Here is a 26,514-nt window from a genome sequence, read left to right as displayed (position 1 = left end):
TCCCTAACACTTTTATTCCCGAAAGTTAAAAAATGATCAGGCAGGTCTCCTGGCTTGCATCTTATTGTAGGTCTTCCCAGAAAAAAATCCAGTGACGTTTTTAATTTACAATAAGTATGGTAGCATACAGTTGCGGGTACAGCTCAAGATTCGATGATATCTTACTTGATTCCCTTTTAAAGAACATGACGAATGTTCTACCAAAATCGGCACGAAGGTACAAAATTTATTCTAATGCTAAACGAATGGGAATACGAAAGCGGATACGTTCTGGTTTTCCATCAATCAAGATAGGTTTTAACCGTAATTTTCTTACAACGCGAATAGCTTCTAAATCGCATTCTCTGCAAACTCCTTTGTAAATAGTTGCTTCTTGCACCGTTCCGTCTTTTTCAACTACGAAATTAACAGAAATGGTTCCGCTAATTTCATTTTCGACAGCTTCGTCTGGGAAACTATAATTTTCGGCAACAAAGTGGTGTATGCTTTTGCCCGTAAGTGTGATATAATCTGATGCATTTCCATTTAAAATGCTGTCGTTTGCCGAATTACTCGCACGTGATTCATCAACGCCTTTTACATCTGGAGTAGGAATATTTTGAGAAAATCCTGCCCAGGAAAATCCAATTATAAAGAGTGTAACAATTTTTTTCATAAATTAAATATACTAAAAAAGATGCCTTTTTAGACATCTTTAGAACTTATTCTACAACAAACTCCACATTTTCGATTAACGAAGTTGAAGGTGCTTTAAACGACAATTTTATTTTTGTCTGTTTATCAGAATGATCTACCTTCAAAGTTCCTTGTGTTATTTTGTAGTAACCTGCTTCGCCTTTACAGTAGCAATGTTTTCCATAAACCAGTTTTACATCTTGCAAAGCGGTATCTTTATATTCTTTTTTAAATGCTTTTGCAGGAATTTCCAAGAACAATTCTTCTTTGTAAAAATCGTCAGCATAATTTTCTTTAGCCTTGTTTCTGTCGAAACTGTACTGCACTAAAACCGTTTCAGGATTATAGATTGTTTGCGGATACAATTGTTCAAAACCGTTTAAGTTTAAAGCCTTTTCAGACTCGCGGGTAGCTGTTACTTTTCCGTTTTCTGGTGCAACAGAAACCATTGTTACCTTTTTGCCTAACCAATTGGTAGATTCAACACCTTTTGTGGTTGAACAGCTTATTGCTACAGCCGAGAAAGCCAATAGCGCAATCATTTTTTTCATATATTTATTTACCGTTATAATTATTCATTGCATTGTTTAAACCAGCCAAAGCAAATTCTTTTACCGCTTTGGAAACCATGTTTAAACGTTCTTTTAAAGCCGTAGTTTCTTCATCGCTCCAATCGCCCAAAACATAATCAACTTGTTGCCCTTTTTTAAACTCGTCTGATATTCCGAAACGCAAACGCGGATATTCTGAACTATTTAAAATCAGCTGGATATTCTTCAAACCATTATGTCCGCCGTCTGATCCTTTTGGTTTAATTCGGATCGATCCGAAAGGTAAATTTAAATCATCTGTAATAATTAAAATGTTTTCTTTGGCAATTTTTTCTTTATCCATCCAATATTGTACAGCCTTACCCGATAAATTCATGTAAGTATTTGGTTTTAAAAGAAGTAATACTTTGTTTTTTACTTTTATCTGGGTTAACGATCCCAATTTCACTGTTTCAAAAGTTGCACCAGCTTCATTCGCCATAAAATCAACCGCTTTAAAGCCAATATTGTGGCGCGTGTTTACATATTCGGCTCCAATGTTTCCTAATCCAACAATTAAATATTTAGTCATAATGTCTGTGTTTGCTTGCGCGCGCGGCTTTGTAAACCACTTTGTTAAAAAATTCATTGCAAATGTATTAACTAATGGGTAATTTAGAACAAAACAACGCAATTTATGGATCACGTACAAATAATTTGGGAATTTGTAAAAGAATGGTATTGGATTCCTTTAACGCTGATAAATACCACCGCTTTTATTACCATTTTAGTTGAAAACGGCAAGCCCGAAAAAACCATTGCCTGGTTAATGGTTATTGTGTTCCTACCCTTTTTTGGAGTTGGTTTGTATTATTTTTTCGGACAGAAATTTCAAAAAGAAAAATATTTTAAAAAGTTAGACAACCGCTACAAAGTTAAATTAGAAGAACGTTGGAACGATTTAAAACCTTTTATAAGCAACGAAATTAAGCTTACCGAAACATACGACGATCATTTAAACGATGTTTTTGAATATCTGGCGCATACACAAACATCAATTCCTACATCAAACAACAGCGTGGAACTTTTAATTAATGGCGAAGAAAAATTTGCTTTGTTGCTGGAAGATCTTAAAAAAGCAAAACACCACATTCATATTGAATATTACATTTTTGATGAAGATGAAATTGGATCGCAGATTTTAGCCATTTTGATTGATAAAGCAAAACAAGGCATTGAAGTCCGTTTGATTATTGATGATTTTGGATCATCGCCTTTTGCAAAACGCAAAGCATATTATGAAAATTTAGGCATTCAGTTTGAAATTTTCCTGCCCGTGCGTTTTTCATCACTCGCAAACAGCAATTACCGCAACCATAGAAAAATTATTATTATTGATGGATTTATCGGTTATGTTGGCGGTATTAATGTATCGGACAAATACATCAATCCTAATAAATTCAACTTGTATTGGCGCGATACGGCGATTAGAATTCATGGCGATGCCACCAAAATGTTACAGGCACAGTTTTGGTTGCACTGGCAAAGTATATCGGCAAATTCGTTTACATTGAATTATAACTATCTGCCGGAAATGCAAACAGTTTTTGAAAAGAAATTACCAATGACTTTTGCTTTTTCATCGCCCGGAAATACGCCGCCGTATGTTATGGAATCGATGATTTTGAGTATTTCGGCAGCACAAAAAAGCATTCAGTTGTGTACGCCTTATTTTATTCCGACAGATTCTTTTAAAACTGCTTTGCTGATCGCTGTTTCAAAAGGTGTCGCTGTTTCGCTGATGCTTCCATCGAAAGGCGATTCTTCGGTTGTTCAGGCAGCATCGTTATCATTCTTAAAACCATTTATGGAACGCGGAATGAATGTTTTTTTGTACGAAAAAGGATTTATGCATGCAAAAACAATCTGCATTGACGGATTATTGAGCTACATTGGAACCACCAATTTAGACTCGAGAAGTTTTTTGATAAATTTTGAACTTTCGGCAGTTGTTTTAGATGAAAACATTGCCCAACAATTAACCGAGCAGTTTGAAAAAGATACTTTGGTAAGCAAATTTTTCACAGCAGATTTATGGAAAAACGAGAAGTGGTATTACAAAGCATTTGCATCAATCTGCAGATTGTTGGCGCCTTTGTTGTAAAATATTTTTACCAATATTTTAAATTAATCCCTTGATGAATTTCTTCCCAACAAAAAAATACACTTTTTCTCTGATTGATACAGATGATAAATCTATTGAAAGACTAAAAAGAAGAACCTATAATTCAGATAGCCTTATATCAAAAACTACAGATAAATCTTTTATAGGAATAATTAATGTAAATGATTTTAAGGTTATTTCCTCTGAAAGAGGAATTGGGGCATTCTGCGTTCTTGATGGTGAAATTAAAAATCAAAAAGGTGAAGTCGACATCTACATTAACAAGCCTTTTAAATATTTATTTTCAATTATTCTATTATTTCCATTGATAGCTTTAATTGGAATTTCTGCAACTGAAGGAATATCTTTAAGTATTTTATTTCTATGTCTCTTGCAATTTGCATTTATTAGATTTGCCTTTATAGGCTTATTCTTCTATATTTTATCAAAAAGAGCTGTAAATAAACTTGCCGACGTTCTAGATACGAAGGCAATATCATTAGTTTAAATCACAAAAGTTTTTCAATCCGCATTCCTGCAATCTGCTGCATTCCGGTTGGTTTGGTTACATGATCGTATTTCGGACTTTTATTGATATCGATATTCGATGTCGGAAGAATTTTAACCCAGAGTGAAATTTCATCATTTTTTTGCAATTGAACTTCGATTGGTGCAATTAAAAGTCCGGCGGCAACATCAAAATTCCCAAAACTGAATCGAAATTCGGTTTTACCAAGAATTTCTTCGGTTGGTGACTGCGGATTTTTAATCAGATACAACTCCATGTGGATACTGTCTTTAGACGAACTGCCCATTACGCCCGGATTGATGTTTGCAAAGGCTGAAACTTCAAACGTGCCCGATGACGAAATGGTTATTTTATCGTTTAAAAACTGTGTGATTTTATTGTAAACTACATCAACCGGTTCAAACTTTAACTGCTGCATAACTGACGGTGTATTTTCCAAATGAATACTTCGGATGCTTCGAATATAAAACGATTTTTCTTGTGCAGATCCGCCAAATCCAACCAACAAAATTAGAACCTTAATAATATCTTTGAAATCCATCTTGATCGCTGATTAATTTTATGTTCATAGAAAACGACGTACAGTTCTTGTTTTTACGGTTACAGCCAATTTCGCAACTTAACAGCACATTTCCCAACAAACCGGCGCTAATAGCAGGTGCTACAACCGCATCTTTTTGCAGATAAACTATGGTTGCATACACTTCAATCCTCGAAAACTCATCCTGATTTTTCTGATCGAACGATTTCCTTGTTGCCGCCACATACTGCTCTACCCCTTCTGCAATTTGAACAACGCCAAAATTCACTCCGCCTCTGTTAAACTTTATGACACTTGTGTTTGGATTAAAATGGAACGATGCCGAAATTTCGTAATAGCCGTTTTCGGGAATCGTTAGTTTTTGCGTTGTTTCATCGATCACAAATAAGGTGTTGGATACAATTTCCTGCTTATCCATTTTTATGTAGTAAAATGTTTTATCGGTTCCCGGACGCAGGTTAAAAAACTGCTGCTTATGGGTTTTGTAGCTGAACGATTCTTGCGAGAAGCCCATTAACGGAAAAAGCATCAAAAACAAAAAAAATCTCATGCTGTTTTCTTTCAAAGATACAAAAATTAAAAAACTCCTTTATTTCTGTCAAGACCTCACAGGTTTTAAAAACCTGTGAGGTCTGATAATTAAAAACTAATGCAGCTAAAATTAGCTGCATTAATCACTTTATATAAATAGAAAAAATTACTCTACACCGCCACCCATTGCTTTGTACAACTGTATGTTGGCATTCCATAAATTATACTGCGTGGTAATAATGTTCAACTGGGCGTTTAATTCGCTTTCTGTTGCCGTTAAAACCTCCAAATAATTTGCCATCCCATTGTTTAACAATTCTTGCGAATAGCTAACCGCAGATGTATAAGCTTCGGCTTCTTGCTGTTTTAAAATCAGTTTCTTTTTGTTGATGTCGATGGCATACAACGCATCAGAAATTTCTTTGCTGGCATTTAAAACACTCTGTTTATAATTTAAAAAAGCTTTTTCCTGATTAGACAAGCTGATTTCATATTGCGTACGAATTTGTCTGCCGTTTAAAACAGGTTGAGCAATTCCGGCTACAATGCTAGCAAAAAACGACGTTGGATCGAACAATTTTTCAAATTCAACCGATTGTAATCCGCCGCTTGCCGTTAATTTTAATGTAGGATAAAAACTTGCTTTGGCAACATTTGTCAATTCAAAAGCGTTTCTAAAACCTAATTCAGCAGCCTGAATATCTGGTCTGTTGTTTAATGTTTCAATCGACACACCTTCTTCTGTATCAACATTCAACTGCAAATCGGTAAAAGATGATCGCTCAATTTCTTTAGGAAACATTCCTTCTAAAATACTTAACGAATTTTCCTGAATTTTGATGTTATTTTCAATATCCAACAACAAAGCCTGTGCACTTAAAACCTGTGCTTCGGTTTGCTTAACGGCAACTTCGGTAACACGTCCGGCATCTTTCAATGCTTTATTGGTTTCTAAACTTTTACCTCGGTTTTCAATTGTTTTCAAGGCAACTTTCTTTTGGGCATCTAACGCTAATAAATTATAGTAGTTTGATGCTACCATTGAAATCAGTTCTGTTTTTACTGCCTGATGTGCCGCAACTGTTTGCAAGTATGTAGCTTCGGCTGCCAGTTTTTTGCTGGTGATTTTTCCCCAGATATCGGCTTCCCAACCTAAAGTTCCGGTGATATCAAACTGATCTAATCGTTGGCGCTGACCTAAAATTCGACCAAACTGTGTATTGATCGAGTTTACTGAATGCGTATAATTTGTACCTATTGAAAATGTTGGCAAATGTCCCATTCTACCTTGCGAAAGATACGATTGCGCCTGATTGATGTTTTCTAACGCCACACGAATATCCAGGTTATTATCTAACGCGGTTTGAATGTGCTGTTGCAAAGCGACATCGGTAAAAACCTGCTGCCAAGGCAATACATTTTGTACGGCACTGTCTTTAACAACATCGTTTGTATTAAACGATGCATGTTCCCAAGCATTTGGTTTTTGATAATCTTTTGTAGCAATACATGATTGTAACGAAACAGCTGTAATTGCCACAAAGGCTGTTTTATATATAATTCTCATAATTATTCTTGAATTGCTTTTTGATCGAATATTACCGGTTTGATTTTTTCTTGTAATGCTTGGAAAATCACAAACAATACAGGAATTACAAACACTCCTAAAATGGTTCCGATTAACAAACCAAACGCTGCACCCGTACCAATTGATCTGTTACCAATGTATCCAACACCGCCTGCGAAAACCAATGGCATTAATCCTAAAATAAAGGCAAACGATGTCATTAAGATTGGACGTAAACGTGCTTTTGCTCCATCAATTGCTGCCTGAACAATGGTTTCGCCGTGTTTTCTTCGCTGCAATGCAAATTCCACAATTAAAATGGCATTCTTGGCGAGCAGTCCCACGAGCATTACCAGCGCAATTTGGAAATAGATGTTATTCTCTAATCCTGCGACTTTTTGCGATAAGAAAGCACCCATGATACCTGTTGGCAACGATAAAATTACTGCGAATGGCAACATATAACTTTCGTACTGTGCTGCTAAAATGAAATAAACAAACACGATACACAAGGCAAAAATTAAGATGGTTTGCGAACCTGCGTTGATTTCTTCACGAGTTAACCCAGTAAAATCAACACCATAATTTGTAGATAATGTTTGTTGTGCAACTTCTTGTACCGCTTTAATAGCATCACCCGAAGAATAGCCCGGTTTTGGAGCTCCCGAAACGTTTGCCGATGTAAATAAGTTGAAACGGTTAACAGATTGTGGTCCGTACACTTTTTCTAACGTTACAAACTGACTTAACGGTGCCATTGCGCCAGTTGATGTACGAACGAACATTCCGTTTAAGCTCGAAATATTTTTACGATCGCCCGGTAAAGCCTGTAACATTACACGGTATTGTTTACCAAAACGCGTAAAATCGCTTACGTAATTACCACCAATGTATCCTTGCAAAGCAGAAAATATGTTACTTACCGATACACCCGATTGTTTTGCACGAACAATATCCAAATTAATTTCGTACTGTGCGTAATTGGTGTTGAATGGCGTTTGCGCATACATAATTTCCGGACGCTGCATTAATGCAGCGATGTATTCCTGCGTTTTTTTGTCGAATTCTTTTAGATCTCCACCTGATTTGTCTAACAGTTTCAATTCAAATCCACCCGAAAAACCAAATCCCGGAATACTTGGCGGTTGAAAGAAAATCATTTTAGCTTCAGGGAAATTTTTACCGGCTAAACCAAAAAGTTGTCCAATGGCTGCGTCGGTTGATGTTTCTGCTGTTTTACGTTCAGAGAAAGGTTTCATTTTAATCATAAGGAAACCGTAGTTAGATCCTGATCCGGAAATAATGCTTCGACCCGAAATAACCGTTACCGATTCTACTCCAGGAATTTTTTCTGCCTGTTTAGAAAATTCTTTTTCCAGTTTATACACACGGTCAACAGAAGCACCTGCTGGTAATTCTACGTTACCCATGATGAATCCACGGTCTTCACTCGGCACAAAACCTGCCGGCATTGTTTTATTTACTAGATATGTTCCGCCTAAACAAGCCAATAAAATTGCAAACGATACCCATTTATGCTTGAATAAAAACTTGAACGATCTACCGTATTTATTAGTCATTGCATTGAACGAATTGTTGAATGCATCGAAAAAGCGTTGAATAAAATTACGTTTTTTACCATGTGCAGCATCGTGCTGTTTAAGGAACAACGCACACAAAGCCGGACTTAACGTTAACGCGTTTACTGCCGATATCGCAATTGCAACGATTAGCGTTACACCAAACTGTTTATAGAAAACTCCGGTTGGTCCGCTAATGAATGTTACAGGAATAAACACAGCACACATTACCAAAGTAATCGAAACAATGGCACCAGAGATTTCGCTCATGGCGTTGTTTGTTGCTGTGTGGGCATCCTGACCGGTTTCTTCCATTTTTGCGTGCACGGCTTCCACTACCACAATGGCATCATCTACCACAATACCAATTGCGAGTACAAGCGCGAACAAGGTTAAAAGGTTTAAAGAGTATCCGAATAAATTCAAGAAGAAAAATGTTCCGATGATCGATACCGGCACCGCAATTAACGGTACTAAGGTTGATCTGAAATCTTGTAAAAAGATATAAACCACCAAGAAAACCAAGATAAAAGCTTCAATTAAAGTAGTTACAACTTTATCGATCGAAGCATCTAAAAATTCGTTAGAATCCAGGTTGATTTTATACTTAATACCTTCAGGTAAATTTTTCTCGATGATGTTTAATTCCTTCTTAATATCGTTGATGATATCTTGCGCGTTTGATCCCGGCGTTTGATAAATTGCCATTGCTACCGCAGGATTTCCGTTTAATTCTGAATATCCACCATAGGTTTGCGAACCTAATTCAATCTCGGCAACATCTTGCAAACGCAGCACCTGACCATTATTTAAAGATTTTATAACGATATCGCCATACTGTTCTTCGGTTTTGTATTTACCGCTGTATTTGATGATGTATTGGAACGATTCACCCGAATTTTCTCCTAACTGACCAGCTGCTGCTTCTAACGACTGTTCGTTAATTGCTGCACTAACATCGGCAGGAACTAAACCGTGTGCTGCCATTTTTGTAGGATTCAACCATATACGCATTGAGTAGTTTCTTGCCCCGAAAACCGACGCATCTCCTACTCCGTTAACCCTTTTAATTTCGGGAATAACGTTAATGTTCATATAGTTTTGAATATACGTAGCATCGTAATTTTTACTTTCTGAATAGAACGATAAAAACATTAACGACGACGTTTGCTGTTTTTGCGTTGTTACACCAGAACGCGTAACTTCTGTTGGTAACAAAGGCGTAGCACGCGCCACACGGTTTTGTACGTTTACCGCAGCTATATCGGGATCGATCCCTTGTTTGAAAACTACCTGAATTGATGCAGAACCATCGTTACTGGCTGTTGATGTGATATAATCCATACCTTCAACACCATTGATCTGCTCTTCAATTGGTACAATAACGCTCTCTAACACCGTTTGCGCATTTGCTCCGGGGTACGAAGCTGCTACCTGTACGGTTGGCGGTGCAATATCCGGGTATTGAGTTACCGGCAATACCGTTAACCCCAAAACACCCAGAATTACTATTAAAATAGAAATAACTGTAGATAGTACAGGTCTTTCAATAAAAGTTTTTAGCATAATAATTTAAATTAAAAAACAGGTTTTACAGCGTTAACAATGGTATCGAAATTTGCAGTTTTAGGCTTAATTGCCATTTTGTTTTTTAAAGATCCAACACCGCTAACCACAATAACATCACCTTCTTTAATTCCTTGTTTTACAATAATCATGTTGTCTACACGCGCCGTAACATCTACAACTGTTGAAACAACTGTATCTTTAACTACTTTGTAAACATTGATTTTTCCTTGTTGTTCGTACGATGCCACTTCTGGCACCACCAAAACATTGGTATATTTTTTAGGTAAGCGAATGGTTCCGCTGTTTCCGTTGCTCAACAATTTATTAGGATTTGAAAAAGCTACGCGGAATTGAACCGTTCCTGTTGCAGCATCAATCTGACCTGATACGGTTTCAATTTTTCCTTTTTCAGAATAAATGCTTCCGTCTGCCAGTTCTAATTCAACCTGTGGCAAATTTTTAATTTTTTCTCCTAATGATGTTCCCGGTGCTTCGTTCAAAAACTGAAAATATTCTTTTTCGTTCATTGAAAAATATGCGTAAACCGAGCTTATATCAGCAATGGTTGTCAATGCCATTTGATCTGCCGGACCAACCAAACTTCCTTTCTTTAAAGGCAATTGGCCAACAATTCCGCTAATTGGCGCGCGCACAACCGAATAATCTACATTAGCACTTGCACTACCAAAATTAGCTTTTGCCTGTGCCAGCATACTTTTTGCCGATGCCAGATTTGCTTTTGCTGTTTCTAACTGCACGTTGCTTATAATGTTTTTCTGAACCAGCGGAATTAGTTTATCAACTTCAACCTGTGCTACATTTACATTTGCCTGTGCTACCGCGATTCCCGATTTTGCAGCACTTGCAGTTTCGGTTAAATTATTCGCTTCCAACTTAAACAAAGGCTGTCCTTTACTTACGACCTGACCTTCGTGCACGTAAACTTCCTGAATATATCCTTGAATTTTTGCGCGAACATCGTTATTTATTTTTCCTTGAATAGTAGCAGGGAAAGTAGTGTATCCAACTACATCTTTCATAGTTGCCGCAACCACATCTAAAGCAGGGGCAACTGCTTGTGGAGCTTCTTCTTTTTTAGAACAACCAATTGTGGCTGTTCCTATTAGCACCATAAAAAGGGCTTTAATGGTATTATTCTTCATTTGGTTTAATATGGAGTTTTAGGTTTTGAATTGTTTTTTCTATTGAATTTATTGCATCGTCTAAATGCAGAATGTAAAAATTAAACGCTTCGGGCTTAAAAAGCGTGGTAGCGTTTGTTCTTTTGTATTCGCGAATTTTGGTGTACACCTTTTTTTCTTCGGTTAATCGTTCCTTAACATCTTCCATTCGTTTTAAGAAAAGATTTCTGTTGATTCTGAAGTATCGTTTACGCTCGTTTTCTTTTTTGTATTGTTCGATAAAATTCATTTCGATCAACGTATTCAAGCTATGCGAAATAGAACTTTTGCTTGATTGAAGTAATTCCAACAAATCATCAAAAGACAAACCGTCTGTACAATTATTGAACACCAGCAGCGCATAAAGGCGTGCTGTTAAGGGTTGCATTTTATGAAATCGCTCGTAATGTGCAGAAGTTTCTTTAAACAAATCGAGTTCTAATACCTTATGCATGTTAATTTTTTGTGCAAATTTAGTTTTAGTTCGGTGATTACCGAACTAAAACTTGTTAATTTTTTATTAAATCTAAATTAAACAATTGTACTGAACGCTTAATTATTTGATTGTTTTATCATTACAACTGAATCCTTATTTATGTGATAAAAAACATTAAAAAAAATTTGCATGTACTATTTTTTTATGGCTATATTTGCAAAACCAAAATCAAACGAAGATTTAAAAATCGTATATGCGAAAGTAGCTCAGTTGGTAGAGCGTCAGCCTTCCAAGCTGAATGTCGCGAGTTCGACCCTCGTCTTTCGCTCGTAAAAAAATCAAACGAAGATTTAAAAATCGTAAAATGCGAAAGTAGCTCAGTTGGTAGAGCGTCAGCCTTCCAAGCTGAATGTCGCGAGTTCGACCCTCGTCTTTCGCTCTTGAAAATCAAACGAAGATTTAAAAATCGTAAATGCGGAAGTAGCTCAGTTGGTAGAGCGTCAGCCTTCCAAGCTGAATGTCGCGAGTTCGACCCTCGTCTTCCGCTCTTGGAAACAAAAAACCTCATCAAATGATGAGGTTTTTTTATTCTATAAACTTTACTTCTAAAATTTCCTGATACTCTTTAGGTAACAGAAAGCGTTTCTTTTCAAAATCTATTCTAAACGAATATCTTTTATTGGTTTCTTTATTAATAAGAATAATCCATTCTTTTTCATCGTAAATAACATGGTTTCGATAATTTCCTTTTATTTGAAAAGGCTTTTGAAATTCGTTGGATGTAAAAATTGTATAGCCATCTTTATTATCAACACTAAAATATTCGGGCATTAGTGCCATAGCAGGCGGGTAATCTTCTTTTTCTACTTTGGTAAATTCACCTGAAATAGCTTCAAACATTTTAGAGTCGTATTCTGTATCAGACGGATATTCTTTTAAAAGTTTATAGTTTTTATCGTAAACATAAATGGCAGCGTTGCCGTAAAAAATAGTCAGATATTCTTCTTTTTGAGTCCTTTTTCGAAAAACAAAATCTTGATAAACCTTTTTTGCTTTGATGTCTTTTACTTTCGGGGTCTTAAAATTCGACTTCGCAAATACTTCAAACAATCCATCATGTTTCACTATTAAATCACTGCCGTTTCCAATGGCTTCGTGGTATTTCTTATTAAACGAAATTTTGATTTTGGCATCTCTTGGAATAAAAACACTCTTATCGTCTTTATAAAAATGTTTATAATAATTACCATTAAAACGCAATTCTTGATTGGTAGTTATATAAGTTTCTGCTTTTCCGGAAACACGATCAATAAAAGTATATTCGATACCTTTCATTAGAGCAATTGGATCGAAATAAGAGTTTCGTTCACTGTAAGTTGGTTCGATAAATTCATTTAAGGTGTTCATTTCAACTACACCAAATTTGTCTTCGTATTGAAAAGCTTCGTATTTTTCTTGAGCCATTCCAGACAAACTGCAAAGGCTTAAAAGAAGGATGATTATTTTTTTCATGGTAATTTTTTCTAAATTATTAAACAGAATAACAATTTGCCCTTTAAAAAAACTCAATCTGTTAAGGATTGAGTTTTTTTTGTTATTGTTGTTTTCTTAATAAATCGCGAATTTCTGCAAGCAGTTGTTCCTGCGTTGGTCCTTTTGGAGCTTCAGGTGCAGGCGCTTCTTCTTTGCGTTTTAAACGATTAATTCCTTTTATCATAATGAATAAAGCAAATGCTACAATGATGAATGAAATAGCAGCCGATAAAAAGTTGCCGTACTTAATTGCCGTTCCCGGAACAACCAGTTCCGATAAATTTTGAAGATTTGCAGCTTTTAAAGCAGGAGTTAAAATAGCCGGAGTAATAATATCTTCTACTAACGATGTTACAATTTTACCAAATGCACCACCAATTACAACCCCCACAGCAAGGTCGATTACGTTGCCTTTTACAGCAAACTCTTTAAATTCTTTTAAAATTCCCATAACAATTTTATTTTTTATTTTACTTAATGCGAAAATACAATTTTATGTTAATAAATTTTACTCTTTATAAAAAATTCGTTTCACACGTTGGGAAATCGATGTCATAACTTCGTAAGGAATGGTTTCCCAAATCTTTGCAATTTCGGTAATGCGTAAATCGTTTCCAAACACAATTACCTCATCGCCAATCTTTACATCCATATCGGTAACATCAATCATTAGCATATCCATACAGACTGTTCCGGCGATAAACGCTTTTTGATTATTTACCAAAACACAGCCTTTTCCGTTGCCGTAACTTCTGCGAATACCGTCGGCATAACCAATGGCTATTGTTGCAATTTTGCTTTTTCGTTCCGCTTTAAATCGGCGTCCGTAACCAACTGTTGCATCTTTTTCAATATCGTTAATCTGTAAAACAACCGTTTTTAAAGTCGCTACATTTTGCAATTGCGCATCTTCATTGGTATCGTTCCCTACTCCATACAAACCAATGCCTACGCGAACCATATCCATTTGATATTCGCCAAAATTATAAATGCCCGACGTATTTAAAATATGTAACGTTGGATTGATATTCAACTGATCTTTAATATCTGTCGACCATTTTTGAAATAATTGAATCTGTTGTAAGGTAAAATCTCGTTCTTCGGGCATGTCGCTGGTTGCCAAATGCGAAAACATACTTGCAACTTCCACCAGATTTGTTTGTTTTAAAAGATTGATCAAACTATCGAAATCCTTCTCTACAAAGCCTAAACGGTTCATGCCCGTGTTCAGTTTTAAATGGATTGGGTAATTGTATAAATTCTGATTTTCTGCGATCTGCAAAAAAGTATTTAATTCTTCGATATTATAAATTTCGGGTTCTAAATTATAGGCAATCATGGTAGAAAACGCTGAATTTTCGGGATTCATTACCACAATAGGAATTTTAATCCCGGCTTTTCGCAATTCCACACCTTCATCGGCAAACGCTACACCCAAATACGACACCTGATGATGCGCCAGCAATTTTGCAATTTCGTAACTGCCGTTGCCATAACCAAAAGCCTTAACCATTACCATAACTTTGGTGGTTGGTTTTAGTTTTGATTTATAGAAATTAAGGTTATGACTGATTGCATCTAAATTGATTTCAAGAACGGTTTCGTGCGTTTTTTCTTCTAATTCGGCAACAATTTTTTCGAACTGAAAACTGCGCGATCCTTTAATTAAAATAGTTTCGCTTCGAAAAGATCTCAAATTAAAATCGTTTAGAAACGTTTCGGTATCCGGATAACTTTGAAACTGCGGAACATTTGTTAAATAACTACCGATTTTATTGCCGATACCAATTACGCGCGTAACATGATTCTGATTTAAAAGTTGAGCTACTTTTTGATACAAAACTTCGGGCGTAAATCCGCTTTGAAAAATATCTGATAAAATAACGGTTTTCTGCTGATGCGTTTTTTGCTGTTCTAAAAAATCGAGTGCTATTTTTAACGACTGATAATCGCTACTGTAACTATCGTCAATCAACAAACAATCGTTCATTCCTTTTTTTACCTGCAAGCGCATTTGTACGGTTTGCAGCTGCGGAATTGCTTCTACTATATAATTTGTATCAATCTTTAAAAACAACAATGCAGTAATACAAGTTGCTATGTTTTCTACAGAAGCTAAATCGGTAAACGGCAGATCGACAGAAAACTCGGCATTATTAAACTTTACATTTAAGACAGTATCGATCTTTTTAAACTGAACATCGGCAGTTTCGTTAAAACTCCATGTGAACCATTGTGCTTTTTCGGATTTGCTTGCTACAATTAAATCGGTTTTTTCACTGATTAAAACATCGGCATTTTTAAAAAGTTTAATTTTCTCTTGCAGTTTTTCTTCTTTGGTTGAAAATCCTTCGTTATGTGCCGGACCAATGTTAGTTAAAATTCCGATGGTTGGCTGAATAACTTCTTCCAAAAAATCCATTTCGTTGGGTTGGGATATTCCTGCTTCAAAAATTCCCAAATTATGCTCCTCATTTATCGCAATAACCGAAAGCGGTACACCAACCTGCGAATTATAACTTTTCGGACTTTTAATAATGTTGTAAAAAGGCAAAAGCAACTGGTTTAACCATTCTTTTACAATGGTTTTTCCGTTGCTTCCCGTGATTCCAATAACCGGAAACGTATATTTTTTTCTGTAAAAAGCCACAAAACGCTGTAAAGCCCGTAATGTATCATCAACCTTAAAAACAACAGCATTGTGCGGTAACGAAACATCTTGCGAAACCACAAAATATCGTACGCCTTTTGCATATAAATCGTTCAGAAAATCATGTGCATTGTGGTTGTTTCCCTTCAAGGCAAAAAACAAGGTATTTGCAGTGTTGCGCAACGAACGTGAATCAACAGAAATATCTAAAACATTCAGTTCATTTTTCGTTACGGGAGCAATAGTATGTAAAACGTCCCTTAAAACGCTTGTTTCAATTTTCATAATCGGCAAAATATACCCAAAGGTAACAAGATATTTTATGAAAAATCACTGAAATTTTAGCTTTGTTAAGCAACGATATTATCGTAATTTGCAAGGTCTTAAATTATTTATGCACGACATACATTTTTATATCGGGTTGATACTTGCCTTATTTATAGGTATTACTTTAGGATTGGTTGGCAGTGGCGGATCAATCTTAACGGTGCCTATTCTGGTATATGTGGTAGGAATTGATCCTTTAATTGCTACGGCTTACTCGCTTTTTATTGTGGGCAGCACATCGGCAGTGGGCAGTATCAGAAACACGCTCGATAAAAATGTAAACTTTAAAATAGTACTGCTTTTCGGTATTCCGTCGTTGCTGGCTGTATTTTTCACGCGGTCGCAACTGCTTCCGTTATTGCCCGATGCTATTACGTTGAGCAACAATGTAAGTATTTCAAAATCGAAATTGATCATGATTGTGTTTTCTATCGTAATGTTTGCGGCATCATCTAAAATGATCAAAAAACCAAGGCAGAAAAATCTGGCATCAAATCAAATAGTAACATCGGCAACACCATTAATCACACAAGGTTTATTGATCGGAACCGTTTCGGGACTTGTTGGTGCAGGCGGCGGCTTTTTAATTATTCCGGTTTTGGTATTTTTTGCCAATTTACCCATGAAACAGGCAATCGGCACCTCGTTAACCATTATTGCAATTCAATGTTTAATAGGTTTTACGGGCGATTTAAGTCAGCATACGATTGATTGGACTTTGGTTTTGTCTTTTTCGGCAGTATCAATTGTAGGATTATTTATTGGAAACCGATTGTCTAAAAGAATCATCGACGGAAATTTACGCAAGATTTTTGGCTGGTTTATTTTAATTATGTCGCTGTATATTATGTTTAAGGAATTGTTTTAACGGATATGATCGTTATCATTTCCATCAATTAAGAATTTAGTACTTTTGCAATTACGAATGTTTATCGTTTTAAGTTATGAAGATAGAACAAATTTATACCGGATGTCTGGCTCAAGGCGCTTACTATATTGAAAGCGACGGTGAAGTAGCTATTATTGATCCATTAAGAGAAGTTCAACAATATATTGATAAGGCACAAGCCAATAATGCAACCATAAAATATATTTTCGAAACGCATTTTCATGCCGATTTTGTAAGCGGGCATTTAACTCTTTCGCAAAAAACAGGTGCGCCTATTGTTTACGGAGCAACTGCAGAACCTACGTTTCAAGCTCATATAGCAACCGATGGCGAGGTGTTTAAAATTGGCAAGCTAACAATTATTGCACTGCATACACCTGGGCACACTATGGAAAGTACCACGTATTTGTTGCGTGATGAAAACGGAAAAGACCACGCGATTTTTAGTGGCGACACGTTGTTTTTAGGCGATGTTGGCAGACCCGATTTGGCACAGAAAGCTGCAAGTATGACACAGGAACAGTTGGCGGCAACCTTATTTCACAGCCTGCGTACCAAAATTATGCCTTTGGCTGATGATGTAATTGTGTATCCGGCGCATGGTGCGGGATCGGCTTGCGGTAAAAACTTAAGTAAAGAAACCGTTGGTACATTGGGTGAACAAAAACGCACTAATTATGCCTTACGTGCCGATATGACCGAAGCTGAATTTGTAAAAGAAGTTACCGATGGTTTATTGCCGCCACCTGCTTATTTTCCTGAAAATGTTCGATTGAATAAAAACGGATACGAAGCTATTGATATCATTATTGAAAAAAACAAGGCGTTTACACCAGCAGAATTTAAACAAGCTGCAGACGAAGCGTTGATTTTAGATGTTCGCGATGCCGACAGTTTTGGGAAGGTTCATATTCCCGGAGCTATTTTTATTGGGATTGATGGTGGATTTGCTCCTTGGGTTGGATCGTTGATAACCGATATTAACCAACCGATTATTTTGGTAACTCCCGAAGGTCGCGAACAAGAAACAATTACGCGTTTGGCTCGTGTTGGTTACGATAATACCTTGGGATATTTGGCAGGCGGAATGCAAACTTGGATAAATGCCGGTTTAGAAACCGCTTCTATTGGCAGAATCACTGCTAATGAGTTGGAAACATTGATGAATAACGGCGAAGAATCAGTTATTGATGTTCGTAAACCAGGCGAATACAGTTCGGCACATATTGCCAACGTACCAAACCTTCCATTAGATTTTATTAACGACCATATTGCCGATTTTCCATCGCAAAAAACAACCTATCTACATTGTGCAGGCGGTTACCGTTCTATGATAGCGGCATCTATTTTAAAAGCACGCGGTTTTCATAATATGATAGATGTAATTGGCGGTTTCGGCAAAATTAAAGAAACCAACTTACCAATTGTAACTCAAGAATGCGAAAGCAGTTGTAGTACGAAATAATTTAAATCCGACTTTGCAAGTCGGATTTTTTTATATCTTTCTATCTTTGTAAACATTTTATAAAATCTTATTCGGATTCTATTTCATTACTATGATTAAAAAAGAAACTATAGACGCAATTTTTGAGGCAGCCCGTGTGGAAGAAGTCATTGGCGACTTTGTGCAGCTTAAAAAAGCGGGCAGTAATTACAAAGGATTAAGTCCGTTTGTGAACGAAAAATCGCCGTCGTTTATGGTTTCGCCTGCCAAACAAATCTGGAAAGATTTCTCGTCGGGCAAAGGCGGCAATGCCATTAGCTTTATTATGGAGCACGAACATTTTTCGTATCCCGAAGCCTTGCGTTACCTTGCCAATAAGTATCAGATTGAAATTGAAGAAACCGAACAAACCGATTTAGAAAAGCAAGCCTTAAACGAACGCGAAAGTTTGTTTGTAGTTTCAGAATTCGCTAAGAAATACTTTCACGATGTGTTGCTGAAAACCGATGAAGGCTTGGCAATTGGTCATTCGTACTTTAAAGAGCGTGGCTTTACCGAAGAAACCATTAAAAAGTTTCAGCTGGGTTATTCGCCTGATCAATGGGATGCTTTTACAAACGAAGCCTTGGCAAAAGGTTACAAATTGGAATTCCTTGAAAAAACCGGATTGACGATTGTAAAAGACGATAAAAAATTCGATCGTTTTAAAGGGCGCGTTATGTTTCCTATCGAAAGTATGAGTGGTCGCGTGTTAGGTTTTGGCGGACGAATTTTAACCAACGATAAAAAAGCGGCGAAATACCTGAATTCGCCCGAAAGCGACATCTATCATAAAAGCAAGGTTTTGTACGGAATTTTCCATTCAAAACAAGAAATCGCATCCAAAGACAACTGTTATTTGGTTGAAGGTTATACTGATGTTATTCAAATGTATCAGGCGGGAATTAAAAACGTGGTGGCTTCGTCGGGAACGGCTTTAACGCCCGATCAAATCCGCTTGATTAATCGTTTAACCAAAAATATCACGGTTTTGTTTGATGGCGATGCTGCCGGAATGCGCGCATCGTTACGAGGTATCGATCTGATTTTGGAAGCCGGAATGAATGTGCGTGTTTGTACGTTTCCCGATGGCGATGATCCAGACAGTTTTGCCCGAAAAACTCCGATTGATGAATTGCAGAACTATTTAAAAGAAAACGCTACCGATTTTATTCGATTTAAAGCGAATCTTTTAATGAAAGATACTGGAAACGATCCTATTAAGAAAGCCAATGTAATTCGCGATATCGTAGTTTCTATTTCTAAAGTACCCGATTACATTCAGCGTGAAGTTTATGTGCAGGAATGTGCATCGATCATGGATATTTCAGAAGATGTTTTGTTCAGCACCTTGGCACAAATCGGTAAAAAAGAACTGCAGGAAGCCAACAAAAAATTTGTTCAGGATAAAAAAATGGAAGTTGTAAAATCAACTCCTGAAGAATCAAAAGAAAAAGTCGATGTTATTTATCTTTTAGAACGAAAAATCATCGAAATTTTGTTGATTTATGGTAATTACGAAGAACTTTTCGACGAGTATGAACTTACGGTTGAAGACGACAAGGTAATTACACAAGAAAAAAAGGTAAAGCGTAAAGTGTTCGATAAGGTTTTTTTAAGCCTGCAAGAAGACGAAATTGAAATGAGCAACGCTAATTTTCAAACAATTTTAAAGGATATTCTTGTATTCTATCACACCAATGAAATCTGGAATTTAGAGAATTATTTGCAGCAGGTTAAACCCGAATTGACCGATGAAATTACATCGATCATTATGGATGATGAACGTTACAATCTGCATAATTGGGAAAAACAGAACATTTTTGTAAAAGGCAAAGATTTAGGCGTGCAGCAATATGTAAACGAAACTATTTTAACGCTTCGATCGTATTTGATTTTTGAAATTATTGAAGGTTTAAAGAAACAGATACAGGAAAATCCTGAAAAAGCTCGGGATTTATTGACTGATGTTGTTGATTACAACAATTTAAAACATACTTTTTCTAGTGAATTAGGACGAGTAATGTCTAGATTTAGTTAGTTTTAACCTCCAATGTCACTCTGAACTTGTTTCAGAGTCGCATCAAATAGTTTACTAAAATCAACTCTGCCAAAGTTTGGAACTTTGGCAGAGTTTTATTTTATTAAGATTAAAAAAAATCAACCTAGAACTTTACCTCATCAGAAATTTCACAAACCGGAATCGGGTTCATTTTATGTTGATTGATTGTATGTAAACGTTTGTAAATTTTAAAAACCTCTAATTCTCGATCTGTAAAATCTGCTTCGGTTTTGCCGGCATCAAAAGCTTTCATTGCAAACTCTAACTCATCATAATTTGCTCCCAATTGATCTTCGTCTGATCGATCATCACCAAACAAACCATCGGTAGGTTTTGCCTTGATAATATTTTGGGTAATTCCTAAATAAGTTGCCAACGTTCGCACTTCAGACTTCATTAAATCGGCAATCGGACTTAAATCAACTCCACCATCACCGTATTTCGTAAAAAATCCAACTCCAAAATCTTCTACTTTATTTCCTGTTCCTGCTACCAAAAAACCGTTGATTCCTGCAAAATAATACAAAGTCGTCATGCGTAAACGCGCTCGCGTATTTGCCAAGGTTAAGTTTAAAACCGCTAAATTGTCTGTTTTTGGCAGTGTAGCACTCATTAAATCAAACGTATCGGTTAAATCGGCAATGGTGTTTGTTACGTTTTTATAGCTATCTTTTAAAAACTGAATGTGTTCCTGACCACGCGAAACCTGGCTTGGAGCCTGATGTATAGGCATTTCGACACATAACGTAGGCAAACCGGTTTTGGCACATAAAGTAGAAACCAAAGCAGAGTCAATTCCGCCCGAAATTCCCACCACAAAACCTTTCACTTTAGCGTTTTCGGCATACGTTTTTAACCAGTTAACAATGTGGTTTACTATTTTTTCAGAATTTATCTTTTTATCTTCCATTGCAAATTTTTGATTAACTATATTTGTGATTTAAAATTATAAAATCTATCGCTTTTTACGATGAAAAACACGTTTTATTTACTGCTTTGTTCGATATTTTTTGTAGCATGCCAAAAAGAAAATGCTGTAAACAAAGAGGTTTTAAACATTCCTGTTGAAGCAAAGATCGATCGTTTTGATCAGGAATTCATGCAAACAAGTCCGGAAAACTTCAATACTTTAAAACAAAAATATCCTTTGTTGTTAAGCGAGAATGTTCCCGATTCGGTTTGGTTCAACAAAAAAAACGACACCTTATTTAACGAATTGTACAGCGAAACGCAAAAACACTTCAAAGATATATCGGCTTTAAAAGAAGAGCTAACATTACTTTTCAAACATATAAAACATTATTATCCTAACGAAAATCCGGGAAGGGTTATAACCGTTTTGTCTGAAGTTGATATTACCAGCCGTGCCATTTACTCCGATTCTGTTTCGATTATTTCTTTGGATACATATCTGGGTAAAAATCATAAATTTTATGTAGATTTTGACGCCTACACTTTAGGCGATTTTGAACCTAACAGAATTGTTGTGAATTTGGCAGAAAACTTTTCTATGCAGAAAGTTCCGCAACCGCAAGACAGACAGTTTTTAAGTCAGATGATCTACTGGGGGAAAATTATGTATATGAAAGAAATGCTATTGCCGGAAGTTAGCGATGCATTAAAAATGAATTATACCGAAGAGCAGTTAAAATGGATTGAAACCAACGAAACGCAGGTTTGGAAAAATTTTATTGAAAGTAAATATCTGTATGATAATGACCCTAAATTAGTTGCCCGTTTTATTCAGCGTGCGCCGTTTTCTAAATTTTATTTGGAACTGGATCAGGAATCACCAGGAAGCGTTGGGGTTTACATTGGCTGGCAAATTGTGCGTTCGTACATGAAAAATAATAATGTAACTTTGCAGGAACTAACATTAAAAGATGCTAAAACTATTTTTGAGCAATCTAAATACAAACCTAAAAAGTAATGGCTAACAACAAATCTACAATTAAAATAAACGTGTCGGTTGACGAAAATAAAGTTCCGGATGATATTAGATGGACAGCAAGCGATGGCGGTATAGAAAACGAACAAGCAAAGGCAATGTTGCTATCAATCTGGGACAGTAAAGTTCAGGAAACATTGCGAATTGATTTATGGACGAAAGAAATGCCTGTTGATGAAATGAAGGTGTTTTTTCACCAAACTTTAGTGGCAATGGCTGATACTTTTGAACGTGCTACCGACGATAAAAAAATGAGCGATACCATGCGCGATTTTTGTGCATATTTTGCCGAAAAATTAGAACTTCATAAAAAGTAAGATCCATAGAAGCAATTATGAAGAATCCGGCTTCAAAAATGAAACTTTCGCAGATTGTTTTCGTTATAAGCTTATTTACAACTATTTATTGGCTGGTTGCGTTTAACACAAACGTTTACCATTACGCATTTACAGGAGCTATTTTTGATATGACTTCTTTTTTGCTTATGATTAGTTTATACACGCTGCCCGTTTTGATAATTGCCCTGATTTTACGTTTAAAACAAAGAACTCCTAAATTGCATTATGTTAGTTTAGGAATTCTTTTATTTATGCTGATTTTAGTATTTGGTGTTTATCAGTAAGTAGAATTATCTTAATCTCTTTAGAATCTTATTGAAGTTTTTAGATTTTTTAACCTTGCCTTTATCGGTTAAAATCAAACAGGCATAATTTGGATAATTCTTTAGTAACTCCAAACCTTTTTCGTGCCCAAGAACCATAATCGAAGTACTTAAACCATTAGCGGTTTCGGCATTTTCTCCAATTACGGTAACACTTATCAAACCCGAAGCTGGCATGCCGGTTTTTGGATTGATAATATGCGAATAACGTTTATTATTAAATTCAACATACTTTTCATAATCTCCAGAAGTTGTAATTGCAGCGTTTTTAACTTCTATAATTTTTAAAGATTTGTTGGGATTTATTGGGTTTGTAATTCCTATTCGCCAAGGTGTGTTGTCGGGCTGCGTTCCCCAAGTTGCCATATCGCCCGATGCATTTACAATACCGGCTTTCACATTTAGTTGCTGCATCAACAATCTACCTTGATCTGCGGCGTAGCCTTTACCGGTAGCGCCAAAACCAATTTTCATCTCAGGTAATTTTAAAAAAATAGTGCTTTCTGCTTCATTAAGTTCGATATTCTTGTAACCGACTTTCTCAATCGCTTTTAAAAGTGTATTTTGTGAAGGAAGCTCTTCCATGGATTCATCAAATTTCCAGATCTTATCCATGGCAGCAATACTTATATCAAAAGCTCCGTTGGTAATTTCAGAAAAAGACAAAGCTCGTTTGGTTAGATCGAAAAGTTCTTTGTCAACTTTTACAGGTTTTAATCCTGCATTTCGGTTGACTTCTGATACTTGCGACGACGGTTTCCATTCGGAAATCAAATTTTCAATCCTGATTATTTCATCAATTACCAAATTAATGTTCTTTTCGGCAGACGTAGAATCAGCAGCAACAATGGTAATGTCAAACCCGCTTCCCATTAAAACGGCATCTCGTTTTACAGCAATCTGCGCGTTCGCATTACAAAAAATCAATGCGATTAAAAAAGAAAGAAGTTTCATCTTAATAACAATCGGTTTTAATCTGGTTATTTTCTTTGTAGAAATTAAGTGGCTTATTGTTTATCTCCAAACAAATTCTGTCTAAAACTTGCTCCACATCTTTTTGCATGTTTAACGATCCACAAATCATGATTATCCCTTTGTTTTCAAGTGTTTTAGCAAACAATTCAGCATCGCGTTCAATGCTGTTCATAACATATTCTGACTGATCTTCACGAGAAAAAACAAAGTTAAAACCAGTTAGTTTTTTCTGTTTGATTTCTTCTTCAAGAAAAGTTTTATAAGCACTTGTAGTATCATTTTGATTTCTGAAACCTGCGTATAAATGTGTCGGAATTTTGGATTTATTTTCTTTAATCAATCCTAAAAACGGAGCAATTCCTGTTCCGTTGGCAATCATGATTATTTTTGAAGCTTTCTTTGGAAAATGAAATGATTTATTGCTGATTACCGCTGCTTGTAACTTGCCATTTACAGATAAATCATGTAAAAACTGTGAACTTAGACCGTTTTCGTGCAATTTAACAACCAAATGAATGTTGTTTTTAATTTTTGCGATGGAATAAAAACGTTCGGTTTGATTTTTATCTGGATAAATTGCCAGTAAATCGCCCGATTGAAAAGCAGTCCTGCTATTTGGCTTTAAAGTAATTTGAAAGGTTTGGTTATCGTTTGAAACATTTGTTTTGGCTAATACTTTGAAACTTTTAAGCTTCGGTGTTTTTTGCTTATACACCGCAGGAGTTAAAGTCAAAGGAATTTCATTGGTTTTTGACCAATCTTTTACCCACGAAATAAAATCATTCGCAGATTTATCGTTCACCGTATAAACATCGAACAACGGATTTGCCCAAGATTTATCAGCCAGCAATTGATGAACTTTGTAAGCAAAAGCGCAGAAATCTTGATATTTTATAGAACCAAAACCAACAACAGAAAAATTTACTTTATTGGTTTGTGGAAATTTTTCAAGCAACTTTTCAAACTGGTTGGCGTTTACAGGCGCGTCGCCCGAGCCATAAGTAGATGTAAATATAATAAGCTGTTTGGCACTTTCAAAAACGTTATAATCATTCAAATTTGTAAGATATGCGGTTTTGCCGTTCGCAATAAGTTGTTTTAATATTTTATCGGCAAAATGCAACGTGCTGCCTTTTTCAGACCCAACCAAAATTATATACTCGGCTTCGTCTGGTTTGAATTTATTCAATATTTTAACTGCTTTACGTTTAAACGTAATCACAAAACCCGAATAAATAAAAAACAGAATATTTAACGATGCGATCGCCAATAAAATTGCCCAAATACTGTTAGTTCTGCCGGTATGCAGATCTAAACTTAAGGTTTCTAAAACAGTTGTTACAGGGTATTTTGTTTCACTTACAATTTGTCCCGTTATTTGATTTACAAGAAGTTCTTTGTCTTTTAGCTTTATTTTGAAGAATTCTTCGGGATCATCAGCAAACGGAAATCCAATCTTTTTTACATCTTTTAAATAGATTTCTTTAAAAACAGGAAAGTCTTTCAGTGGAATTTCTTTGGCTTCTTTGTTTTGAATTTCGGTTGGAACAAATTCTTCCTTTTGAATCACATCAAACCGAACCAAAAACAAAAAAGTTCCGGTTATAGAAATAATCAAAATAGGTAGCAATAACAATCTTCCTGCTGCAATATGGAAATACTGTTCGAAAAACTCGCGATTGATTTTTGCAAAAAACTTTCTAAAACCTTGTTGCTGTTTAACAACCAATGCGATTCCCGAAACGGCGATCAACATCAGTAAAAAAGACACTATGCCAACAATAAACCGACCAGTTTCATGCAGAAAAAAGGATCTGTGCAAAGACGTTATCCATTGAATGAATTCGCTTTTTACAATAGGATCCGCCTTTTTTTCACCCGAAACCGGATCGGCAATAAATTTAAAATCGTTTCCTTCGTCATCAAAACCTTCAATGGTTACAAACTGGTTGTGATCAATGCTTAATTCGATAATTTCCGGATAAACTTCACGTAATTTAGGTAAGGTTTGAGATAATGTCAATTCATCGAAATTGGCATTTTTATACGCAGGAATTTTCTCGTTAACCGTATCAATCGCCAAAATAACTCCGGTTACCGAAGCTACTATCAGAAACGAAAACGAAAGAACTGCCAATGCCAAATGCGCGAACCGCCAAACCGAAGAAACCATTTATGTACTATTGAACTTTGTTTAATTTTACGTAACGAATGTATCCTTTGCCATCGGTTTTTTGCGTAATTGCCTCGGTAGTCAACGGAATTTCAACATCGGCAGCGAAATATTTCTGATCTTCCACAGCGGTTTCAAAACGCAATTTGTAGCCTTTGCTCATTTTAGATTCGTCAATAGTAAATGTCGTAATGCTGCGATCACCCGCTGCAACTGATGCGCCGGTAACGGCACTTAACTTTTCGTTCTTTTTTGACTGGTTTTTGTACCAATCTTTAAAACCGTTGTACCATTGTTTATCGGTTCCCATTACGTAAAGCGTTTTCTCGTATTTGCCTTTAGCATCAATCAACGATACAACCACATAAGCTTCCAACCCTTTGTAATTGGTCATTTGCAACATGCATTTGTATTTTGAATTTTGTGCAACAGCCGATAAAGAAAACAGGAATATAAAAATGGTGAATGCCTGTATTTTAGTCAGTATTTTCATTTTACTATGGTTTAATA

At 36.0% G+C, this 26,514-nt stretch carries 24 protein-coding genes, 3 tRNA genes and 1 riboswitch; of the genes, 11 read left to right on the top strand and 16 right to left on the bottom strand.

What is annotated here, in order from left to right:
- Window positions 1–22: 22 nt before the first annotated feature.
- Window positions 23–220: riboswitch (cobalamin riboswitch) on the bottom strand.
- Window positions 221–226: 6 nt separating this feature from the next.
- Genes F0460_RS00235 through pth form a run of 3 tightly spaced genes read right to left on the bottom strand, consistent with a single transcriptional unit; the run spans window position 227 to window position 1,797 of the window.
- The gene (locus F0460_RS00235) at window positions 227–655 is read right to left on the bottom strand and encodes an energy transducer TonB (protein WP_150009312.1); all 429 of its coding nucleotides are present in this window, start codon (window positions 653–655) and stop codon (window positions 227–229) included.
- Window positions 656–701: 46 nt separating this feature from the next.
- Window positions 702–1,226, bottom strand: a complete 525-nt coding sequence (locus F0460_RS00230; RefSeq protein WP_150009311.1) for a hypothetical protein — start codon at window positions 1,224–1,226, stop codon at window positions 702–704.
- Between the two features lie 4 nt (window positions 1,227–1,230).
- Window positions 1,231–1,797 (bottom strand): aminoacyl-tRNA hydrolase, encoded by a 567-nt coding sequence (gene pth / locus F0460_RS00225; protein WP_150009310.1) that lies wholly within the window; start codon window positions 1,795–1,797, stop codon window positions 1,231–1,233.
- 105 nt (window positions 1,798–1,902) lie between these two features.
- Here pth and cls point away from each other — a divergent pair, with 105 nt between their 5' ends.
- The gene (gene cls / locus F0460_RS00220; protein WP_150009309.1) at window positions 1,903–3,369 is read left to right on the top strand and encodes a cardiolipin synthase; all 1,467 of its coding nucleotides are present in this window, start codon (window positions 1,903–1,905) and stop codon (window positions 3,367–3,369) included.
- A gap of 34 nt (window positions 3,370–3,403) precedes the next feature.
- The gene (locus F0460_RS00215; RefSeq protein ID WP_150009308.1) at window positions 3,404–3,877 is read left to right on the top strand and encodes a hypothetical protein; all 474 of its coding nucleotides are present in this window, start codon (window positions 3,404–3,406) and stop codon (window positions 3,875–3,877) included.
- A 1-nt stretch (window position 3,878) separates the two neighbouring features.
- Here F0460_RS00215 and F0460_RS00210 read toward each other — a convergent pair whose 3' ends face one another.
- The 6 genes from F0460_RS00210 to F0460_RS00185 form a co-directional block, all read right to left on the bottom strand.
- Window positions 3,879–4,439 (bottom strand): hypothetical protein, encoded by a 561-nt coding sequence (locus F0460_RS00210; RefSeq protein WP_150009307.1) that lies wholly within the window; start codon window positions 4,437–4,439, stop codon window positions 3,879–3,881.
- A complete protein-coding gene (locus tag F0460_RS00205; protein ID WP_150009306.1) occupies window positions 4,417–4,989 on the bottom strand; it encodes a hypothetical protein in 573 nt (190 codons plus the stop codon). The genes F0460_RS00210 and F0460_RS00205 overlap by 23 nt, the downstream gene beginning before the upstream one ends.
- 147 nt (window positions 4,990–5,136) lie before the next feature.
- Window positions 5,137–6,537, bottom strand: coding sequence for a TolC family protein (locus tag F0460_RS00200; protein ID WP_150009305.1), 1,401 nt, complete (start codon window positions 6,535–6,537; stop codon window positions 5,137–5,139).
- 2 nt (window positions 6,538–6,539) lie between these two features.
- Window positions 6,540–9,683, bottom strand: coding sequence for an efflux RND transporter permease subunit (locus tag F0460_RS00195; RefSeq protein ID WP_150009304.1), 3,144 nt, complete (start codon window positions 9,681–9,683; stop codon window positions 6,540–6,542).
- A gap of 11 nt (window positions 9,684–9,694) precedes the next feature.
- Window positions 9,695–10,849: an efflux RND transporter periplasmic adaptor subunit gene (locus tag F0460_RS00190; protein ID WP_150009303.1), complete on the bottom strand. Its 1,155-nt coding sequence runs from the start codon at window positions 10,847–10,849 to the stop codon at window positions 9,695–9,697.
- The gene (locus tag F0460_RS00185; protein WP_150009302.1) at window positions 10,839–11,321 is read right to left on the bottom strand and encodes a hypothetical protein; all 483 of its coding nucleotides are present in this window, start codon (window positions 11,319–11,321) and stop codon (window positions 10,839–10,841) included. Before F0460_RS00185 ends, F0460_RS00190 begins: the two co-directional genes overlap by 11 nt.
- A 237-nt stretch (window positions 11,322–11,558) precedes the next feature.
- Between F0460_RS00185 and F0460_RS00180 the strand changes: the two genes are divergently transcribed.
- The 3 genes from F0460_RS00180 (at window position 11,559) to F0460_RS00170 (ending at window position 11,850) form a co-directional block, all read left to right on the top strand.
- A tRNA-Gly gene (locus F0460_RS00180) sits at window positions 11,559–11,631 on the top strand.
- A gap of 38 nt (window positions 11,632–11,669) precedes the next feature.
- A tRNA-Gly gene (locus F0460_RS00175) sits at window positions 11,670–11,742 on the top strand.
- Between the two features lie 35 nt (window positions 11,743–11,777).
- Window positions 11,778–11,850: transfer RNA gene (locus F0460_RS00170), tRNA-Gly, on the top strand.
- 38 nt (window positions 11,851–11,888) lie between these two features.
- On the opposite strand, the gene F0460_RS00165 is transcribed toward F0460_RS00170, so the two are convergent.
- The 3 genes from F0460_RS00165 to F0460_RS00155 form a co-directional block, all read right to left on the bottom strand.
- Window positions 11,889–12,815, bottom strand: coding sequence for a hypothetical protein (locus F0460_RS00165; RefSeq protein ID WP_150009301.1), 927 nt, complete (start codon window positions 12,813–12,815; stop codon window positions 11,889–11,891).
- Window positions 12,816–12,897: 82 nt separating this feature from the next.
- Window positions 12,898–13,287: a large-conductance mechanosensitive channel protein MscL gene (gene mscL, locus F0460_RS00160; RefSeq protein ID WP_150009300.1), complete on the bottom strand. Its 390-nt coding sequence runs from the start codon at window positions 13,285–13,287 to the stop codon at window positions 12,898–12,900.
- 57 nt (window positions 13,288–13,344) lie between these two features.
- Window positions 13,345–15,771, bottom strand: coding sequence for a bifunctional UDP-N-acetylmuramoyl-tripeptide:D-alanyl-D-alanine ligase/alanine racemase (locus tag F0460_RS00155; protein ID WP_150009299.1), 2,427 nt, complete (start codon window positions 15,769–15,771; stop codon window positions 13,345–13,347).
- Between the two features lie 109 nt (window positions 15,772–15,880).
- On the opposite strand from F0460_RS00155, the gene F0460_RS00150 reads away from it, so the two are divergent.
- The 3 genes from F0460_RS00150 to dnaG all read left to right on the top strand — a co-directional run bounded on the left by F0460_RS00150 (window position 15,881) and on the right by dnaG (window position 20,226).
- Window positions 15,881–16,681 (top strand): sulfite exporter TauE/SafE family protein, encoded by an 801-nt coding sequence (locus F0460_RS00150; RefSeq protein WP_150009298.1) that lies wholly within the window; start codon window positions 15,881–15,883, stop codon window positions 16,679–16,681.
- A 76-nt stretch (window positions 16,682–16,757) separates the two neighbouring features.
- Complete coding sequence (locus F0460_RS00145; protein ID WP_150009297.1) at window positions 16,758–18,167, top strand: MBL fold metallo-hydrolase; 1,410 nt, start codon at window positions 16,758–16,760, stop codon at window positions 18,165–18,167.
- A 91-nt stretch (window positions 18,168–18,258) separates the two neighbouring features.
- Window positions 18,259–20,226 carry a DNA primase gene (gene dnaG / locus F0460_RS00140; protein WP_150009296.1) on the top strand — a complete coding sequence of 656 codons (1,968 nt, stop codon included), beginning with the start codon at window positions 18,259–18,261 and terminating at the stop codon, window positions 20,224–20,226.
- 124 nt (window positions 20,227–20,350) lie between these two features.
- Here dnaG and nadE read toward each other — a convergent pair whose 3' ends face one another.
- Window positions 20,351–21,157 carry an NAD(+) synthase gene (gene nadE / locus F0460_RS00135; RefSeq protein ID WP_150009295.1) on the bottom strand — a complete coding sequence of 269 codons (807 nt, stop codon included), beginning with the start codon at window positions 21,155–21,157 and terminating at the stop codon, window positions 20,351–20,353.
- Window positions 21,158–21,217: 60 nt separating this feature from the next.
- Here nadE and gldB point away from each other — a divergent pair, with 60 nt between their 5' ends.
- Genes gldB through F0460_RS00120 form a run of 3 tightly spaced genes read left to right on the top strand, consistent with a single transcriptional unit; the run spans window position 21,218 to window position 22,817 of the window.
- Window positions 21,218–22,177, top strand: a complete 960-nt coding sequence (gene gldB / locus F0460_RS00130; protein WP_150009294.1) for a gliding motility lipoprotein GldB — start codon at window positions 21,218–21,220, stop codon at window positions 22,175–22,177.
- On the top strand, window positions 22,177–22,512 hold the full coding sequence (gene gldC / locus F0460_RS00125) for a gliding motility protein GldC (protein ID WP_150009293.1): 336 nt from the start codon (window positions 22,177–22,179) through the stop codon (window positions 22,510–22,512). Before gldB ends, gldC begins: the two co-directional genes overlap by 1 nt.
- A 17-nt stretch (window positions 22,513–22,529) precedes the next feature.
- On the top strand, window positions 22,530–22,817 hold the full coding sequence (locus F0460_RS00120) for a hypothetical protein (protein ID WP_150009292.1): 288 nt from the start codon (window positions 22,530–22,532) through the stop codon (window positions 22,815–22,817).
- Between the two features lie 6 nt (window positions 22,818–22,823).
- Here F0460_RS00120 and F0460_RS00115 read toward each other — a convergent pair whose 3' ends face one another.
- The 3 genes from F0460_RS00115 to F0460_RS00105 are packed head-to-tail and all read right to left on the bottom strand — an operon-like array spanning window position 22,824 to window position 26,497.
- Window positions 22,824–23,810 (bottom strand): FAD:protein FMN transferase, encoded by a 987-nt coding sequence (locus F0460_RS00115; RefSeq protein ID WP_223810736.1) that lies wholly within the window; start codon window positions 23,808–23,810, stop codon window positions 22,824–22,826.
- A gap of 1 nt (window position 23,811) precedes the next feature.
- Complete coding sequence (locus F0460_RS00110; protein ID WP_150009291.1) at window positions 23,812–26,004, bottom strand: PepSY domain-containing protein; 2,193 nt, start codon at window positions 26,002–26,004, stop codon at window positions 23,812–23,814.
- A gap of 7 nt (window positions 26,005–26,011) precedes the next feature.
- Window positions 26,012–26,497 (bottom strand): DUF2271 domain-containing protein, encoded by a 486-nt coding sequence (locus F0460_RS00105; protein WP_223810735.1) that lies wholly within the window; start codon window positions 26,495–26,497, stop codon window positions 26,012–26,014.
- Between the last annotated feature and the right edge of the window lie 17 nt (window positions 26,498–26,514).

Source organism: Paenimyroides baculatum (assembly GCF_008629655.1).
GTDB classification, from domain to species: domain Bacteria; phylum Bacteroidota; class Bacteroidia; order Flavobacteriales; family Flavobacteriaceae; genus Flavobacterium; species Flavobacterium baculatum.
Note: the sequence above shows the minus strand (reverse complement) of the source record. Positions and strands in the feature narration are given on the sequence as shown.